Genomic DNA, 16,998 nt, shown 5'->3' on the forward strand with positions numbered 1-16,998 from the left:
CGCTGCACAACAAAGAAATAGAATTGCAGAATCCCGGGATTACGGTGGATTACGGTGACAGTTTACTAAATGCACTAATTGCCGATCGGACAGGACTGTTCTGGGCCCCGGCCTTCGCCGGGGAACAAGCTTCATGACTCGCTTACAATCACTGTAACCGCTGCAACAATCCCCGGCCAAATTTCCGATAAGCATAAGACAGAAACACAATCAGCGCCGCTATCCCTATCAGCGCCACGAAGCTGCTTAGCAGCGGGCTTTCCAAATATCGCTGCAGCAGGCCAGCCATCAGCATCTGCGGAAGTCCGTAGAAGGCCAAAAGAAAATCCCAGGATTTGGGGTAGTTCATCCTGCCGATCCACTGGAGCGTGATATCGGCGAGGAAGACCGATAACAGATAGGCGACGAGGAATATTCTTGCGGTCATTTGTTAAATCTCCCGGTCCTGATGGCGGAATATGCCGACGATATTCACGCTTTCGGTTGAGGGCGCAATCCGTTTGCGCGCTTTGTCGGGTGTCTCGACCTTGGCCTGTCCTGAGCGCCTGCCTGAGCAGGCAGCCGAAGGGCTCGACACGAACGGGGGGAGGTTCCCTACCCTCGGTTCGTGTTCCCCGCCGTAGGGCGGGGTCCAGACGATCGGACAGGACTCTTCTGGGCGCCGCTCTACAGCGGCGAACAACCTCGTTCCCCGCATCGCCAATTGCCCCGAGCCAACATCCTTTCCTACACACCGGCGCTTCTGATATGGATTCGGCATGGCTAGGAAAAAAGCGAACGGGCGCAAGACCGGTCGTCCTGAGCCGGTCGAAGGACAGCTATCCGACGAACGGGACCCTTCGACAAGCTCAGGGCGAACGGCATTGGTTCCCCTGCAAACCCCGAACAAAAACCCCCGCAAACCCCGTCATGACGGCTGGACCGAGGCGCGGAAGAAGACGTTTCTGGCGGTGCTGCGCGAGAGTGGCTGCGTGATCGATGCCTGCCGGGTGGCGGGGATGTCGGATACGTCGGCCTACCGGCTGCGCGAGCGCGATCCGGAGATGGCGGCGCTGTGGGACGAGGCGCTGGCAAACGGGCAGCGCGGGCTGGTCGCGGTGGCGCATCAGCATGCGGTGGTCGGCAAGGAGACGATCATCTACCGCGACGGCGAGGAGGTCGAGCGGCGGGTGGTGCCGTCGGACTCGCTGATGGCGCTGCTGATCAAGCGCGGCGATCTCGGCGGCCGGATCGGCGCGCGCACCGCTGACCAGGTGATCACCTGGGAGGAATGGCAGGACGGCGTGCGCTTTGATGGTGAGGGCAAGAAGATCGACGAGCGCGAAGAGCGGGAAGCGATACACAAGTCGCTCGACCGGAAGCTGGGCGACATGCGGATGAAACTGCTGGCGCGGCGGGCGAAGGAGGAGGAGCGGCTCCGGGAACTGGCCGCGCGGGCGGGGGAGAATGGCGGGGATGATGGTGCGGGGTGATAGCACTCGTCATCCTGAACTTGTTTCAGGATCTCGTGAGATTGGGCTGTGCCGGTGGGGGTCCTGAAACGAGTTCAGGATGACGAAGGGAGCGAGCGCAACTCGTCATCCCAGCGCAGGCTGGGATCCATACCGATGGTAGCGGGTGACGCACTATCGGGGCCGGTCGAAATATTGGTTTAGGCCCCAGCCTTCGCTGGGCTGACGGTGAGGCAATCACACCGTTCGTCTCGAGCGCAGTCGAGAGACGGGGCAGCGCGCAAAAGGTCCTTCGACAGGCTCAGGACGAACGGGGGTTTGTGTGCTCGTCGTCCCAGCGCAGGCTGGGATCCATACCGATGGCAGCGGGTGACGCGCTATCGGGATCGGTCGCTAGATTGGTTTAGCCCCCAGCCTTCGCTGGGGCGACGCTAAATCCCGCCGTCGGTAACCTCGTAGCCGGCTTCCTCCAGCCCGGCCTTCAGCGCAACGCGGCAGGTTTCCAGCTCGTGCGGGTCGGTCGAGCGGACGACGAAATTCGCGCCGACCGTGCCGTCGCGGAAAAAGGGATAGCTGCCGATGACGCAGCTGTCGTGCGCCTTTTCCGCCTGGCGCAGCACGTCGGCAATCTCGCTTTCGGGGGCCCAGGCGCCGAGCGTGACGCTGAGCAGGGGCGCGCCGCCCTCTAGCGTGCCGGTGAGCGCGTCGAGCATGCCGGCGGTAATATGGGGGACGCCGGCCATCAGGAAGAGATTGTCGATGCGGATGCCGGGCGCGCCGGACATGCGGTTCTCGATCAGCTCGGCACCCTCGGGCACCCGGGCCATGCGCAGCCGGCCTTCGTTCAGGCCGCCGCGACTCTCGTAATATTGCTCCAGGATCGCGCGGGCGGTCGGGTGGATCACGACATCGACGCCCAGAGCCTTCGCAATCGCGTCGACGGTGATATCGTCATGGGTCGGGCCGATGCCGCCGGTGGTGAACAGATAGTCGTTGCGGGCGCGCAATATGTTCACCGCCTCGGCGATATGGTCCATGTCGTCGGCGACCACCCGGACCTCGGCGAGGCGGATGCCCTGCACGTTGAGCCAGCTGGCGACCTGCGCGATATTCTTGTCCTGGGTGCGACCGGAGAGGATTTCGTCGCCGATCACGATGAGGGCGGCGGTCCAGATTTTTTCTTTGCTCATGGCCCGTCTATAGAGCGATGCCGGGCGCTTTGGGAATATGTTATTTGGTGCCGCTGGCCGGCTTTGCCTGAGGGTCGGCCCGATAGTCCGAAAGCGGCGGGCGGGCAATCCGGTCGAGCGGCACGTGCAACCACGATGGCTCGCTGCCCAGCCGCGCGTTGAAGCGGGTGTTAAAGGTGAACGGATCGGGGCTGGCCGAGAAGAGATCGGGGCCGTAGAGCGGCTCGACGTCGGCCTGCGCATAGCCCATCAGCCCGAGCAGCGTCGGGAAAATCCGGTAATGCGAGCTTTTGTCCCGGCCCGCCGCCGCCGCCCTGGTCCAGCGCTGCGCCCCGGCCGGATCGCCGATCACCACCAGCGGCACAACGCCTTCCTCGATCTGCGGGTCGGGGGTGCAATGGGTCGCTTCGCCGCCGTCGCCGCGCTCGTGAAAGCTCTGGCCATGGTCGGCGGTGTAGAGGATCGTCGCCTCGCCGATCTGCGCCTGCGCGAACAGCCGGTCGAAAAAGTCGCCGACATTCCACAGAAGCGTATTGCGATAGCTGTTGCGATAGAGCTGCCAGTTGTCCGCCCGCCCGTCGAGACCGTCGGTCCCGCCCATATCACTGACATCGGGATATTGGCCGCGCGCCAGCATCGGCCGGTAGCGGGCGTGGTCCATCGGGAATTTGTCGCTGACCGGGAAATGGCCGCCGACCTTGTTGATCAGGATCAGCTGCGGCTCGTCATCGTTGAGATAATCCGCCAGCCGGTCGGCCACCGCATGGTCGCGGTCGACAACCGGCACATCGGCGAACTGGTCCCAGCGATCGATCAGGGCGCGCTCGGCATCGTCCATCCGGTTCTGGTAATGGCCGCCGGTACGCTGGGCATCAATATAGATGGTGGCCAGCCCGGCAGTCCTGGCATAGGCCCAGATCGACGGCATCGAACGGACCGTCTCGCGATAATTGTCGCGGGTCCCGCCAAAGCGCAACGTGACATTGCTGCCGACGCTGCAATGGTTGATCGCGGTCGCCAGTCCGAAATTGTGGATCGGCACCGCGCCCCCTGCCCGGCCCGGTCCCAGCCCGGAATAGACGCCATGTGCGCTGTTGATATCGAGATAGGCGCCGGCAATGCTCTCGTCGATGATCAGCACGATATCGGACGCGGGTCGCGGCCCCCTTGGCTTCAGCTGCACCTTCTGGCGCGGCCGGTGGTCGGCGGTCGCCAGTTCATAGCCATAGAGCAGGGCGAAGCTGGTGCCGCTGTGCGAGGATGGCAGGCCGCTCGCCCCCTCCCCGCCGCGAAGGAACAGGAGCATCGAGAGACCGAGCAGAACCGGCAGCCCGGCCAGCTTGGCCAACCGCAGCGCCAACGCTCCGGCGCCCCGCCGCTCCGGCGCCCCACCGGGCGGGCGCAACCCGATGCCGAGCAACAGCAGCAGCGCCTTGCCCGCCGCCAGGACAATGCCCCCGCCCTGCTGCGCCAGCGCGTTGCCGAGATCGCCGGCGCTCTCGACCATGGTGACAAAACTCTCGTAGCTCATGAAATCGCCGACCGCCCGTTGATAGCCGTCGACCAGCAGCGATCCTGCCGCCAGCAGCACGGCCAGTGGCCAGCGTAGCCAGCCGTTGCGGAACCGCGAGATACCAACCAGGCCGAGCGCGCAAAGGCCGAACAGGCCGGCAAAGGCGATCAGGGCGACAGGCTGGATATCCGGTGTCGCCAGCATCACCAGCCGGCGCCAGACATCGCCGCCGCCGAGCAGCAGGCTCAGCCCGATCAGTCCATATTTCAGCCGGTTTTGCATCAAGCTTTCGTAATTCCTTTTGTTCCCACGCTGCGCCCCTAGCGCGACTTGGTTAATATCCAGCGAAAATCCCTGCATATTGGGGTATCGCCAAACCGCGCCGCGATGCCTATATAGGCCGCATGACAGACTATATGACCGTAGAAGACACCACCCCGCAATCCCGCACCGGCGCGATCAAGCTGCACGGGCCGGAAGGCTTTGAAGGCATGCGCAAGGCCGGCCGGCTGGCCGCCGAGATACTCGACAGCCTCGTCCCCCATGTCGTGCCCGGCGTGACCACTGGCGCGCTCGACGATATGGTCCGGCAACAGGCTTTTGCCGCCGGAGCGGTCCCCGCGACGCTCGGCTATCGCGGTTTCACGCACAGCTGCTGCACCTCGATCAACCATGTTGTCTGCCACGGCATCCCCGGCGACAAGAAGCTGAACGAGGGCGATATCGTCAATATCGACGTGACCGTGATCGTCGACGGCTGGCACGGCGACACCAGCCGCATGTATCTGGTCGGCAAGACCCCGATCAAGGCGAGCAAACTGGTCCAGGTCACCTATGAATGCATGATGCTGGGCATCGAGCAAGCCAAGCCCGGCAACCGGATGGGCGATGTCGCGCACGCAATCCAGAGCCACGCCGAGGCCCACCGCTATTCGGTGGTCCGCGATTTCTGCGGCCATGGCCTCGGCCAGATGTTCCACGACGCCCCCGAAGTCGTCCACGCCGGCCGCCCCGGCACCGGCCCGGAACTGCGCCCCGGCATGTTCTTCACCATCGAGCCGATGATCAATATCGGCAAATATGCCTGCAAGATGCTCGACGACGGCTGGACAGCGGTCACCCGCGACCGCTCGCTGACCGCGCAGTTCGAGCATAGTATCGGGATTACCGAGGACGGGAACGAGATATTTACGAAGAGCCCGACGGGACTGGATTGTCCGCCTTATTGAGGGGGTGGCGATTGAGGATAGTTATCGATATCGACGTCAGTGTCTGCTTTGAGGAGAAAAAGAGGGGTCACCACGACTGGTGCGACTATCTCAAAAAGGTCGATTAATCTAACCGTCCTAACCTGATCGATTCTTCGTGATGAAACGAGCGCGTTCAAGCAGCTCGTCAAATGTTACGATATCAATACTGCGATTCTCTCGTCTGAATAATTCGAAGGTGTCGCGCATTAGGTTCGCCTCTCTAACCCCGCTGGCTTTTGCAAATTCAGTGCTGGATCCTATAATCAGAATACTTTTGGCATTTCTGGTGCGGGCCGTAAGATGCTCGGTTCCGTCCTTGTTGAGGTGGTCACCATACTCGGAGAAAGACGACCATTCTGCCTTCTGCTCAAGAATCTGTGAAACGGCACTCATAAATTGAGAGCTGAATTCCCACGTTCCCGCCCTCCCGCCGCGCGGTTTGCGAAAAATGGGGGTGTCAGGTCTCTTGATTTCGACAAGCACGGTGTAATCTGTGAAATTCATAAGGAAGTCCGTTACGGGCTTGTTCTGATTGTCCGCACCTCCTCCTCCGACTGTCATTTCGCGCCCAAATTGCCGCATAATACGATAATCGAGACCATACCCAAAAACCCATTGTTCACGCTCGAAGAAATCCTGCCATTGTACCTCGTTCCAGTCCGACAGCTGCATATGCTCCTGATATTCTTCCAACCCCTGCTTGCGGCCAAGAAGGATGTTAATTTCCTCGTCGGTCAGCGATCCGTGCAATGCATTGAGTAAGCCGCTTCTTTGTTCTTCAGTCATTCCTTTTATGCTGTTAAAAATTTCTCGATCAGAAGCATCTATGATCGTTTTCGGCCCATCCGTCGTTGATATGTCCTCAATCCGGGATGTTCCTTCATTCGATAGGTCTATGAATTCTATCTGATGAAGGAAGTCGAGCAGGCGGCTAAACTCGTCTTCTCGAAAATCGAATTTGTTATCATCGCCTGACTCTATCCAGCCACCCGCACGAGTTTTGAATGTTTGAAGAGAGAGCCGCCGAATCTTTTTGTCGTCTTGAGTGACAATTGCAGAAACTTGAGTTTTGCGAACATTCCCGGTTAATCGAAGGCACATCACGCCCTCTATTTCGCCAAGATGAATTCGGTCGCTTCCTTCAATCACCATTTTAACGTTGCGTTTACGCTCCGTATCTCGCGCATGGTAAGTGTATACCTTTGAGATATATAACTTCCCTTGCTCACGCAGCTTGTAAAATTCATATTCGCTATCATTGCTCATTTGGCGATAGTATCGAATAATAATACACGGAAAAGAAAAATTCGAAAAACGAAACGAATTTCTGCTTTCAGGCGCTACCACCACCCGATGAAGTTGCTGTGGTAATCCACTTTTTGTACTAACCTCTCAGGTCATAATCTTACCGGTCTTGGGCATTTAGGTTATTGAACATTCACCCACCTTCAAGCATTGCGACCAAGTTCGTCAAATTAGCGCATTTTATAAATTATCGGCGGAATAATAGTTCTTTCACTATTGCTCAAATTGTAAAATATATATGCATGGAGGCACTTAATGAATGAAGAGGCTCATAAATTCATACTAGAGCATTTCTGCGAGCAACGTTCCCTGTCGCCAAAGGCAATACCCGCCGGATTGACTGACATGATCTGTGCGGTGACAGCACCCTATTTTCTAATGATCGAATGCCTTGACGAGCTTGACTCTGATCCTACTCAGGGCCTTCTTATCAAGCTTGTCAGTAGGTCCTACGAAGCGGCAGCGGGTTCGCTTGCGCTTGCAGCAATTGGCCACTTACGTGAAGCCGAGACACTCTCCCGCTCGGTATACGAAAGCTCAGTGACGACGACTTACATCGTTCAAGAAAATCCAGCCAAGCGGTTTGCCCAATTTTTTCAATATTATGTGAGGCAAGAGCGTGAGCAAAATCGCAAATGGTCAAACGACGTTGAGGCCGAACCCCCTACAGTGCGAAAGGATCACGAAAAAAGGATCAGCCAGAAGAATGAGGCGATGGATGCGTATGAGAAGTTCATCGATCTCTTTGTCGAACATTGCGGCATTGATCTTGAAACGGCGAAAAATTGGCCGGGACTAATTGATCGCCTAACGGCTCTCGGAAGGAGGATCGATTATCGGACGGTCTACGCCGCGATGTGCTCACAGTCGCATCATGACGCGGAGGATGTGCTGAATCACTTTTTTGCCAACAGTGTTGTAGGAGCAGATGACATCGCGGAAAGGATGGAGCGGGAGGCCAACATCTTCAGCATATTCATGGTACTATTCGGGCTTCAATCGTTTGTAGAGGCTATGCTCGCAGTTTGCCGTCACCTGAAGTTCCCGACCGTGGTCGCTGAGGGGACTAATTCTCTAAAGCGGATTACAGACGAGTTGCATGTCATCGCTCCTCACCTTGACACCGGCGAATTTCCAGAAAACTGGGTTAAGAAGGGAACATGACGTGAAGAGCGCTTATTCAGCGCGTCTTTAGTCTACATTAACATCCTGCCAAATACGCCTATTCACTACACAGCCCGATCACCGCTCAAAATCCATGCTGTGATGCAGCACCCGCACGATAAACAGCTCATCCCGCTCAACCCTGTAAAACACAACATGCGCCTGCTGACGAATACGGCGCAATCCCGGGGCGACCTCCTCGGCGCTGCTGCCGAGCTGCGGATTCTCCAGCAGGGACCGGAAACAGGCTTGAAACTGGTCGCGATAGAGCCGCGCCTGATCGATGCCGAATTCGGCAATGGTGTAATCGGCTATTTCGGCCAGATCGCTTGCGGCGCGCCTGCTGAGGCGCAGGTCAGCCATGGGCAGCGCGGTCTTCGGCGGCGCTCCATATATCGTCCAGCGACTGGTCGCTGGTGCCGCTGTCGAGACCCTCGGCTATCGCCGCTCTTAAAGTGGCGAGCCGGTCTTCCTGCGACTGGTCGCGCTTGACCAGATCGCGGATATATTCGCTATCATTGGTAAAGGCACCGCCAGCGATCCGGGATTTTATCCATGCGTCCTGGCTCTCGCTGAGCGTGATGGTTTTGCGGACGGTGGCCATGGGTGAAGCTCCTTGTGACTGGAGTGTCATACTATTGGTGCAGGCCGGGATTGTAAAGATGATGCGCGTTTTGGCTCCAACCACCTTTCCCTAGCAATCCCGCCGCCATCCCCCTAGACACACCCCTCACCTCCCACCAACCGAGACCCCAAAACATGGCCCGCAAACATTCGAAACATGGTGGCTGGCAGGATCTGCCCGAGGCGGAGGAGGCTCCGGCGGAGGTGCCGGATTGCTGGCTCTGCGGGCGGCCGACCGGGAAGACCATTGTCTGGCATCATCCGGTGCCGAAAAGCCGGGGCGGGCGCGATACGGTGCCGATGCATCCGATCTGCCAGCAGACCATCATCACCCATTTCACCAATAGCGAATTGCAGCGCCACGGCATGGACGTCGACGCGCTGCTCGCCGATCCGGTGGTGCGCAAATTTGTGAACTGGGTGGCGAAAAAGGACCCCGATTTCAACGCGGCGACCACCAGGAAGCAGCGCTGATCGGGCTGCGGCGTGGTCTGGCGGGGAATGACGGGACGGGCCTTACACCCGCCCCGCTTGATTCAGTGGCCTAGAGCCCGTCGAGGCCCTTGCTGACCAGGATATTGACCGCGACGCGGCGGTTCTGGGCCTTGCCGCTGGCGGTGTCGTTGCTCGCCATCGGGTCGGCTTCGGACATGCCGGTCGGGGTCAGCATGCGATAGGGTTTCCAGCCGCAGTTCTGCTGGATATAATTGACCACGCGGCTGGCGCGTTGCTCGCTGAGCTGCTGGTTATATTCATAATCGCCGGTCGAATCGGTATAGCCGACGACCAGGATCAGGGCGTTGTTCATATCGTCCGCGGCTTCTGCGGTGGCGCACAGGTCCGCCTTGCCGCTTGCGGAGAGCTTTGCCTTGCCGGTGTCGAAATAGACGTTGGTCGTGCGCTTCACATTATATTGGTCGATATCGCTGACGCGGCTGCGCAAGGCCTCGGTCGCCGCGGTCTGTTCGGCAAAGCCCTGGGCAGTGCCATTGTGGATCATGTTGGCGGTCTTCAGATCGCTGCCCTTCAGCTTGATCTGGCTGGCGACCAGGTCGCTGCCCAGCTGCACCGTCTTGACGGTGACCGGCAGGCCGTTGAGCAGCGCTTCGCCGCCCAGGCTTTCGCGGCCGATGCCGAACAGGCCCTTGCTGGCCCTGATCTCGGTGATCTCGTTGAAGCCGATCACCGTCCGCGCGCCGTCGTCTGCGGTAATCTGCAGGCGGTCATCGCTGCGGGCGGAGATGATGCCTTCGATTTCGGGGCCGGCGGGCGCTTCGGCCATCGCCGTGGCAAAGTCGATTTCCTGCTGGCCGGAGACGATGATATTGTCGCGCGTCTCCTGTTGCGCGAGCAGGCTGCCGGGCGTCAGCAGGGCGGCGGTGGCCAGCAGCATGGCGGCTGTCCGGGGTTGGAAACTGGTGTTCATTATATTTCTCCTTCGGTCGAATCTGTCCGGCCTTGCCATGCGCGTGGCCGTGCTCCGGCCGGACCTGTGGGGATGGGATGCCGCCTGTCAATCTTCCTTTCGGTCTGCGGCATGGTCGGGACGGCGCTGGCGCCGCCTGTGAACAAGCAAGGGCCGGACTGGCGCGACCACCCTGTCCCCCGGATGAACATATTCGTCAGATTCGCCGCTTCTGCAGGCAGCCCGAGCGGGTCCTGCGGCGAACCGTTTCGGGCAGACCTGCAAAACCCATCGCGGAAGTTCACCAGCGCCGGAGTCTCTTTCTTCTCTCTGCCATTCTGCTATCAGCATCCGATGAAGCCCCAACTCCATCCCCAGGAGGCAGAGCGCCTCCGCGAACTGCGCCGCTACGGCATACTCGACACCGAGCGCGAGCAGGCCTTTGACGAACTCGTCGAGCTGACCGCGCAATTGTGTGACGCGCCGGTTTCGGTGGTCAATTTCATCGACGAGGGACGCCAGTGGTTCAAGGCCGAGGTCGGGCTGGGCGTGCGGTCGACGCCGATCGACACCAGCCTGTGCGGCCATGTGATCCTGCAGGACGATTTCGTCGAAATACCCGATACGCTGGCTGACGAGCGGATGGCCGACAACCCGCTGTGCACCAGCGAGGACGGCTTCCGCTTCTACGCCGGAGCGGTGCTGAAAGCCGCCAACGGCCTGCCGCTGGGCACTTTGTGCGTGCTCGACACCAAGCCGCGGGTGCTGAGCGAACAGCAGCGCAAGGTGATCCGGATACTCTCGCACCAGGTGATGCGGGAACTGGACTTGCGCCAGGCACTCGAAAGGGAGCAGGTGCTGCGCCGCGAAATCGACCATCGGGTGAAAAATTCGCTGGCCTCGATCGGCTCGCTGTTCGCGATGAAGGCGCGCGCCGCGCCGGACGAGAAAGTGCGCCTGGCGCTGGAGGATGCAAGCCTGCGGATCCGGTCGCTGTCCTCGCTGCACGCCGAACTGCACGATCTGGAACAGGGGCAGCTGGTCGACCTCTCCTCGCTGTTCCTGCGGGTCTGCCTTGATCTTCAGCAATTGCTTCCCGACGGCATCGCGCTTTCGGCTGCGGTCAGCGGCGACCATGCCAGCCCGCATCTGGCCAACGGCCTGCTGCTGATCGTCAATGAATTTGTCTCGAACAGCGTCAAGCACGGCCTTTTCGCTGCCGGTGGCAAAATCGAATTCGTGATCGCGAGCGAGGGCGAGCAATGGTCGATTGTCTGCAAGGACAATGGCAAGGCGAACCGGCAGGATGCGGAGCGTGCGGCGTCCTCGTCGGGCCTGGGAACACGGGTGATCAGTTCGCTGGCCACCTCGCTCGGCGCATCGATCGACTGGCGCGCCGATGGGACGGGCATGGAATTGCGGCTGGCGAGCGGCACGGACTAGCGGGTACGACAGATCGCGGAACCGCGGCCGCTATAATCCTTGACCATCCGCCCAGAATTTAGCTAGTCAGTTAAATTGCACGGACGGCGGACCGTCCGGCGGATTTTAGGAGACGGGTGATGCGCAGGCTGGGATATTTATTGGCACCTCTTTTGCTGGTGGCTTGCCAGAGCCAGACCGGCGATCCGGCAACGCCCGACGCGGTGGTCAACGCGGACTGGGACAATATCGGCTTTGACGCCAAGGAACAGCGGCACAGCCCGCTCACCCAGATCAACGACAGCAATGTAAGCGAACTCGGCATTGCCTGGTTCAAGGACCTACCCGACGCCCGTGGCCAGGAAGCAACCCCCGTCGTCGTCGACGGCAAGCTTTATATTTCCACCGCATGGTCGAAGGTCTTTGCCTATGACGCCAAGACCGGCGAGGAACTCTGGTCCTATGATCCCGGGGTGGCCGGCGAAAAAGCGGTCGACGCCTGTTGCGACGTGGTCAATCGCGGCGTTGCGATCAACCGCGGAAAATTGTTTTTCGGCACCATCGACGGCCGGCTGATCGCGCTGGACGCGAATACCGGCGCGCGACTCTGGGAAACCCAGACCACCGACAACAGCAAGCCCTATACGATCACCGGCGCCCCGCGGGTGGTCAAGAATATGGTGATCATCGGCAATGGCGGCGCGGAATTCGGCGTGCGCGGCTATGTCTCGGCGTATAATGTCCGAGACGGACTGCTCAAATGGCGCTTCTACACCGTCCCCAATCCCAAGGGCGAAGCGGACGGCGCGGCGAGCGACGAGATTTTTGCCAAGGCAGCCAACAAGACCTGGGGGGACGGCGAATGGAAAGTCTCCGGCGGCGGCGGTACGGTCTGGGACAGCATCGTCTATGACGAGGATCTCGACCAGCTCTACTTTGGCGTCGGCAATGGCAACCCGTGGAATCACGGGCTGCGCTCGGGCGGCGAAGGCGACAATCTGTTCCTGTCCTCGATCGTTGCGGTCGACCCCGATACCGGCAAATATCTCTGGCACTATCAGGAAACACCCGCCGAGACCTGGGACTATACCGCGACCCAGCATATCATTCAGGCCGAACTGCCGATCGACGGCAAGATGCGCAAAGTGCTCTACCACGCCCCGAAAAACGGCTTTTTCTTCGTCATCGACCGGCTCGACGGCACGCTGATCAGCGCCGAACCCTTCGTCGACGGGATCAACTGGGCCGAAGGCTATGATCTGGCCACTGGCCGGCCGATCGAAAATCCGGCCGCCCGCTTCTACAAGACCAAGGAGCCCTTTGTCGCGATCCCGGGGGCGCTGGGCGCGCATAACTGGCATCCGATGAGCTACAATCCGCAGACCGGCCTCGTCTACATTCCCGCCCAGCAAATCCCGCAGGGCTATGAAGTGCCGGTTTCTGACATCGACAAGGCGCGCGAGCGGCTCGGCTTCAATGTCGGCATCGGCTGGGCCATCGGCCAGCTGCCCGACGACAAGGATGTCTACAAGGCCGCCGTGGCGGCGACCACCGGACGGCTGGTGGCCTTCAACCCCAAGACCGGCAAGGTCGAATGGGGCGTCGATTATCCGGCGGCCTGGAACGGCGGTACGATGACGACCGCGGGCAATCTGGTTTTCCAGGGCACCAGCACCGGCTTTTTCAAGGCCTATTCGGCCGACAAGGGCACGGAATTGCTGAGCCTGCCGATGCAGTCCGGCATCGTCAGCGCGCCCTCCACCTATATGATCGACGGCGAGCAATATGTCGCTTTCCTGACCAGCAAGGGCGGTGCCTTTCCGCTGGTCGCCGGTGTTGCCGGCGGGGTGACGCGCCAACTGCCCAATATTCCGCGGCTGGTGGTGCTGAAACTCGGCGGCAAGGCTGCCTTCCCGCCGCTCCCTGAAAAAGGCGAAGTGGTCTGGGATCCGCCGGTACAGAGTGGCACCCCGGAACAGATTGCTGCCGGTAAGGACCTGTACGGGCGCAATTGCCTCGTCTGCCACGGCGACAGCGCGATCGGCAACGGCTTCACGCCTGACCTGCGGGTCAGCGGCGTATTGCCGGATACCCAGGCCTGGGCCTCGGTGGTCAAGGGCGGCGCGCTCAAGCAACACGGCATGGTCGGTTTCGGATCACAGCTCAGCGACGTGCAGGTGGAAAATATCCGCCACTATGTCGTGAACCGGTCGATCTGGACCAAGGAAAATCTGCCCGAGATGACCGCTCCGACGGCGCGGTGATCTTACGACCATTGCCTGCCCAAATATTGTTCACAGGCCGCGATAAATGCCTGTTTTTTGAGCAGCATTGTCAGTCGTCCGATAACAGATTAGCAATGTAGCCAAGCATTCCGGCGATTCTGTTCGCGAATCGATTCTGGCATGGTAATTGAATAGCAACGGGCAATACTGCCCGGCCGAGGTGGTTTGCTCCTGTTCGGGGGAAATGCCGAGGAAGCGGTACACGGGAACGTAAAAATGAAAAAAATCGAAGCCATCATCAAGCCCTTCAAACTGGACGAGGTCAAGGAAGCACTGCACGAAGTCGGTGTATCCGGCATTACCGTGACCGAGGCGAAAGGCTTTGGCCGACAGAAGGGCCATACCGAACTTTATCGCGGCGCCGAATATGTCGTCGACTTCCTGCCCAAGGTGAAGCTGGAAGTGGTCGTCGAGGACAGTCTTGCCGACCGTACGGTCGAGGCGATTGCCGCGGCAGCCCAGACCGGCCGCATCGGCGACGGCAAGATTTTCGTCATTCCGGTCGAAGCGGCGCTGCGTATCCGCACCGGCGAACGCGACAACGACGCCATCTGATTTTCATTCCAACCAAACCCAATAAACCAGAACCAAGGGACTAAATAATGGGCAATACAGCATCCGATATTATCAAGTTGATCAAGGAACATGAGATCGAGTGGGTCGATGTTCGCTTCACCGATCCGCGCGGCAAATGGCAGCATCTGTCGATGTGCGCCGAAGTCATTGACGAGGATGTGCTGGAAGAAGGCTTCATGTTTGACGGTAGCTCGATCGAGGGCTGGAAAGCGATCAACGAATCCGACATGATCCTGCGTCCCGATCTTGACGCGATGTACATGGACCCCTTCTCGGCCACCCCGATGATGATTCTGGTCTGCAATATCGTCGAGCCCGGCGACGGATCGCTTTACAGCCGCGACCCGCGCTCGACCGCAGTGCGCGCCGAGGCCTATCTGAAATCCACCGGTATCGGCGACACCATCTATGTCGGACCGGAGCCTGAATTTTTCATGTTCGACGATGTGAAGTTCGAAAATGGCTACGACCGCTCGGGCTTCCGGATCGACGATATCGAGCTGCCGACCAACACCGGTCGCGACTATGATGTCGGCAACATGGGCCACCGTCCCCGCGCCAAGGGCGGCTATTTCCCGGTCGCTCCGGTTGACAGCTGCATGGACATTCGCGGCGAGATGGTCACGACCATGCTGGAAATGGGCCTGCCGATGGACAAGCACCATCACGAAGTGGCAGCCGCGCAGCACGAACTGGGCATCACCTTCGGGACGCTGACCCAGACCTGCGACCGGACCCAGGTCTATAAATATGTCGTGCAGCAGGTTGCCCATGCATATGGCAAGACCGCAACCTTCATGCCGAAGCCGATCAAGGACGATAACGGCAGCGGCATGCACACGCATATGTCGATCTGGAAAGACGGCAAGCCGCTGTTCGCCGGCAATGAATATGCCGGCCTGTCGGAAATGTGCCTCCACTATATCGGCGGCGTTATCAAACATGCAAAAGCGATCAACGCCTTCTCCAACCCGACGACCAACAGCTACAAGCGTCTGGTCCCCGGTTTTGAAGCGCCGGTATTGCTCGCCTATTCGAGCCGCAACCGTAGCGCATCCTGCCGTATTCCTTATGGTGCGGGTGACAAGGCGAAGCGCGTCGAATTCCGCTTCCCCGATCCGCTTGCCAACCCGTATCTGTCGGCAGCAGCCTTGCTGATGGCCGGTCTTGACGGCATCGAGAACAAGATCCACCCGGGCGAAGCCATGGACAAGAATCTCTATGACCTGCCACCGGCTGAGCTGGCCGAAGTGCCAACCGTCTGCGGTTCGCTGCGCGAAGCACTGGAAGCACTGGAAGCGGATCACGAATTCCTGCTCAAGGGCGACGTATTCTCGAAAGACCAGATCGACGCTTATGCCGAACTCAAATGGGAAGAAGTCAGCCGCTTCGAAACCACGCCGAGCCCGGTCGAATTCGACATGTATTATTCGAGCTGACCTTTCCGGTCAGATTGAAAACAGAAGCCCGGGGCAAGCGATTGCTCCGGGCTTTTGTGTGTGTGTGGAATACTGCTCCAGTCGCGGCTTCATTCCGAACGTGGCCCTGAGCTTTGATTGTCCTGGACGGCAACAAGTGGGTGGATTGCGGACATTGAGAACAGCGATTGCTAGTAATATCCGCAATATCCCGAAAGCGGACGCTAGCATTCAGCATATGGAACAACAGCAGTTGGACGGATCGCGGTCATTGCTTTTCGTAAAAGTTATGCAATAAACCGACAATGAATCAATCCGCTGCTAAAATTGCGCATCATTTTTTGTCGGCTGTATGGGATGGAAATCCACCGGACGAATCTGAGTTGATCGCGGCACTGGATCAATTGCTATACAATTCACACAGTGTCCCGTTTGCGGATTGTGCCGAAATCGACCTCGATCCTCCAGATAGAGACTATCCCGAACTGTTTAAGGCAGTTTCTGTTAGATTCCCCGCTCTTGGGTACTATCCGGTAGTTGACCCCTTAGAAACAATTGACGACGAACAAACACTCGCAGACGCGATCGATGATATCGCTGATATTACAAATGACCTGCGAGAAGTTATTTGGCGTGATGAAAACTTAGGAGCAGATGATGCGGCTTGGTATTTCCGCTTAATGTACTTTCATTGGGGAAATCACGCACGCAGGCTTTCAATGTATCTCCATGCGCGTCAACATGGTTGAATGACTGAAATTAGGGCGGGAAAACGGCTGGTAGCGTAGAGTCCGCAATATCCTGAAAGCGGACATTAGAAATCTATTGGTTAGGTCTAATCATTGGGGCTAGAGGCTTAAGGCCCGGTTGCTTGGGAGCCGATGGAAAATGACATCAGATGAAAATATTTGGACATATGGTGGAGCTATCGCTTTAGCGTTGCTCAGTGGTTTCACAGTAATGCAAGGGGTGACCGTTTACGCTCCATTGCCGTTCTATATAATCCTTCTCGCCTGGATTATTCCGCCACTAGCCATTTTGCTAACGCCTTTTTGTTACTTCATGGTTGTGTATTTGGGAACAAAATCGCCGAGATTCTCGATATATATCTTAATCTTGTGTTTGATGTTTGGTGCCTTAAACACTTGGTCTATCTACAGCGCTTGGGACTATGGAATACGTTATCAAGGTGAATCTCATACCCAGATCGTCGCTATCGAGAATATCGTAGGCTTTGCTTTTGTACTAGTTCTAGCAACTTACGCACACTTGAAAAAAATTCAAACTGCAACACTGCTGGCGAATTTTTCGCTCTTTGCCTTGCTGTCCTGGTGCGCCTTTCCTTACTTAGGTGAACTACCCTGAATATGATGTGGTCGCCAGTTCGACTATTCA

At 58.6% G+C, this 16,998-nt stretch carries 17 protein-coding genes; 10 read left to right on the top strand and 7 right to left on the bottom strand.

All coding sequences use genetic code 11. From position 1 onward, the window contains the following. Positions 1-148: 148 nt before the first annotated feature. Positions 149-427, bottom strand: coding sequence for a hypothetical protein (locus CHN51_RS01595; protein WP_100092447.1), 279 nt, complete (start codon positions 425-427; stop codon positions 149-151). A 331-nt stretch (positions 428-758) separates the two neighbouring features. Here CHN51_RS01595 and CHN51_RS01600 point away from each other — a divergent pair, with 331 nt between their 5' ends. Further along, positions 759-1,472: a hypothetical protein gene (locus tag CHN51_RS01600; protein ID WP_123906214.1), complete on the top strand. Its 714-nt coding sequence runs from the start codon at positions 759-761 to the stop codon at positions 1,470-1,472. 410 nt (positions 1,473-1,882) lie between these two features. Here CHN51_RS01600 and CHN51_RS01605 read toward each other — a convergent pair whose 3' ends face one another. Together CHN51_RS01605 and CHN51_RS01610 are read right to left on the bottom strand one after the other, a co-directional pair. Beyond that, positions 1,883-2,641, bottom strand: coding sequence for a competence/damage-inducible protein A (locus tag CHN51_RS01605; protein ID WP_100092449.1), 759 nt, complete (start codon positions 2,639-2,641; stop codon positions 1,883-1,885). Between the two features lie 40 nt (positions 2,642-2,681). Continuing rightward, a complete protein-coding gene (locus CHN51_RS01610) occupies positions 2,682-4,436 on the bottom strand; it encodes a sulfatase-like hydrolase/transferase (protein WP_164088946.1) in 1,755 nt (584 codons plus the stop codon). Between the two features lie 122 nt (positions 4,437-4,558). Here CHN51_RS01610 and map point away from each other — a divergent pair, with 122 nt between their 5' ends. Then, positions 4,559-5,383, top strand: coding sequence for a type I methionyl aminopeptidase (gene map, locus CHN51_RS01615; RefSeq protein WP_100092451.1), 825 nt, complete (start codon positions 4,559-4,561; stop codon positions 5,381-5,383). 117 nt (positions 5,384-5,500) lie between these two features. On the opposite strand, the gene CHN51_RS01620 is transcribed toward map, so the two are convergent. Further along, a complete protein-coding gene (locus CHN51_RS01620) occupies positions 5,501-6,670 on the bottom strand; it encodes a Shedu anti-phage system protein SduA domain-containing protein (RefSeq protein WP_100092452.1) in 1,170 nt (389 codons plus the stop codon). 294 nt (positions 6,671-6,964) lie between these two features. Between CHN51_RS01620 and CHN51_RS01625 the strand changes: the two genes are divergently transcribed. Continuing rightward, positions 6,965-7,873, top strand: a complete 909-nt coding sequence (locus tag CHN51_RS01625; protein WP_100092453.1) for a DUF5677 domain-containing protein — start codon at positions 6,965-6,967, stop codon at positions 7,871-7,873. A 78-nt stretch (positions 7,874-7,951) separates the two neighbouring features. On the opposite strand, the gene CHN51_RS01630 is transcribed toward CHN51_RS01625, so the two are convergent. Together CHN51_RS01630 and CHN51_RS01635 are read right to left on the bottom strand one after the other, a co-directional pair. Next, entirely contained in the window at positions 7,952-8,236 is a 285-nt protein-coding gene (locus CHN51_RS01630) for a type II toxin-antitoxin system RelE/ParE family toxin (RefSeq protein ID WP_100092454.1), read from the bottom strand. Next, complete coding sequence (locus CHN51_RS01635) at positions 8,229-8,477, bottom strand: type II toxin-antitoxin system ParD family antitoxin (RefSeq protein WP_100092455.1); 249 nt, start codon at positions 8,475-8,477, stop codon at positions 8,229-8,231. The genes CHN51_RS01630 and CHN51_RS01635 overlap by 8 nt, the downstream gene beginning before the upstream one ends. 155 nt (positions 8,478-8,632) lie before the next feature. Between CHN51_RS01635 and CHN51_RS01640 the strand changes: the two genes are divergently transcribed. Next, positions 8,633-8,971 carry a hypothetical protein gene (locus CHN51_RS01640; protein WP_100092456.1) on the top strand — a complete coding sequence of 113 codons (339 nt, stop codon included), beginning with the start codon at positions 8,633-8,635 and terminating at the stop codon, positions 8,969-8,971. Positions 8,972-9,041: 70 nt separating this feature from the next. Here CHN51_RS01640 and CHN51_RS01645 read toward each other — a convergent pair whose 3' ends face one another. Next, positions 9,042-9,923: an OmpA family protein gene (locus tag CHN51_RS01645; protein ID WP_240616826.1), complete on the bottom strand. Its 882-nt coding sequence runs from the start codon at positions 9,921-9,923 to the stop codon at positions 9,042-9,044. A gap of 333 nt (positions 9,924-10,256) precedes the next feature. Here CHN51_RS01645 and CHN51_RS01650 point away from each other — a divergent pair, with 333 nt between their 5' ends. The 6 genes from CHN51_RS01650 (at position 10,257) to CHN51_RS01675 (ending at position 16,968) form a co-directional block, all read left to right on the top strand. Then, positions 10,257-11,345: a histidine kinase dimerization/phosphoacceptor domain -containing protein gene (locus CHN51_RS01650; RefSeq protein WP_100095365.1), complete on the top strand. Its 1,089-nt coding sequence runs from the start codon at positions 10,257-10,259 to the stop codon at positions 11,343-11,345. Positions 11,346-11,485: 140 nt separating this feature from the next. Then, positions 11,486-13,588 (top strand): PQQ-dependent dehydrogenase, methanol/ethanol family, encoded by a 2,103-nt coding sequence (locus CHN51_RS01655; protein WP_346426332.1) that lies wholly within the window; start codon positions 11,486-11,488, stop codon positions 13,586-13,588. A gap of 237 nt (positions 13,589-13,825) precedes the next feature. Next, complete coding sequence (locus tag CHN51_RS01660; protein WP_100092458.1) at positions 13,826-14,164, top strand: P-II family nitrogen regulator; 339 nt, start codon at positions 13,826-13,828, stop codon at positions 14,162-14,164. A 47-nt stretch (positions 14,165-14,211) separates the two neighbouring features. After that, complete coding sequence (gene glnA, locus CHN51_RS01665; RefSeq protein WP_100092459.1) at positions 14,212-15,624, top strand: type I glutamate--ammonia ligase; 1,413 nt, start codon at positions 14,212-14,214, stop codon at positions 15,622-15,624. Between the two features lie 284 nt (positions 15,625-15,908). Next, the gene (locus CHN51_RS01670) at positions 15,909-16,352 is read left to right on the top strand and encodes a hypothetical protein (RefSeq protein ID WP_100092460.1); all 444 of its coding nucleotides are present in this window, start codon (positions 15,909-15,911) and stop codon (positions 16,350-16,352) included. A 139-nt stretch (positions 16,353-16,491) separates the two neighbouring features. Continuing rightward, entirely contained in the window at positions 16,492-16,968 is a 477-nt protein-coding gene (locus tag CHN51_RS01675) for a hypothetical protein (RefSeq protein WP_100092461.1), read from the top strand. Positions 16,969-16,998: the final 30 nt, after the last annotated feature.

It is taken from the genome of Sphingorhabdus sp. YGSMI21 (genome assembly GCF_002776575.1).
In the GTDB taxonomy this organism is placed as follows: Bacteria; Pseudomonadota; Alphaproteobacteria; order Sphingomonadales; family Sphingomonadaceae; genus Parasphingorhabdus.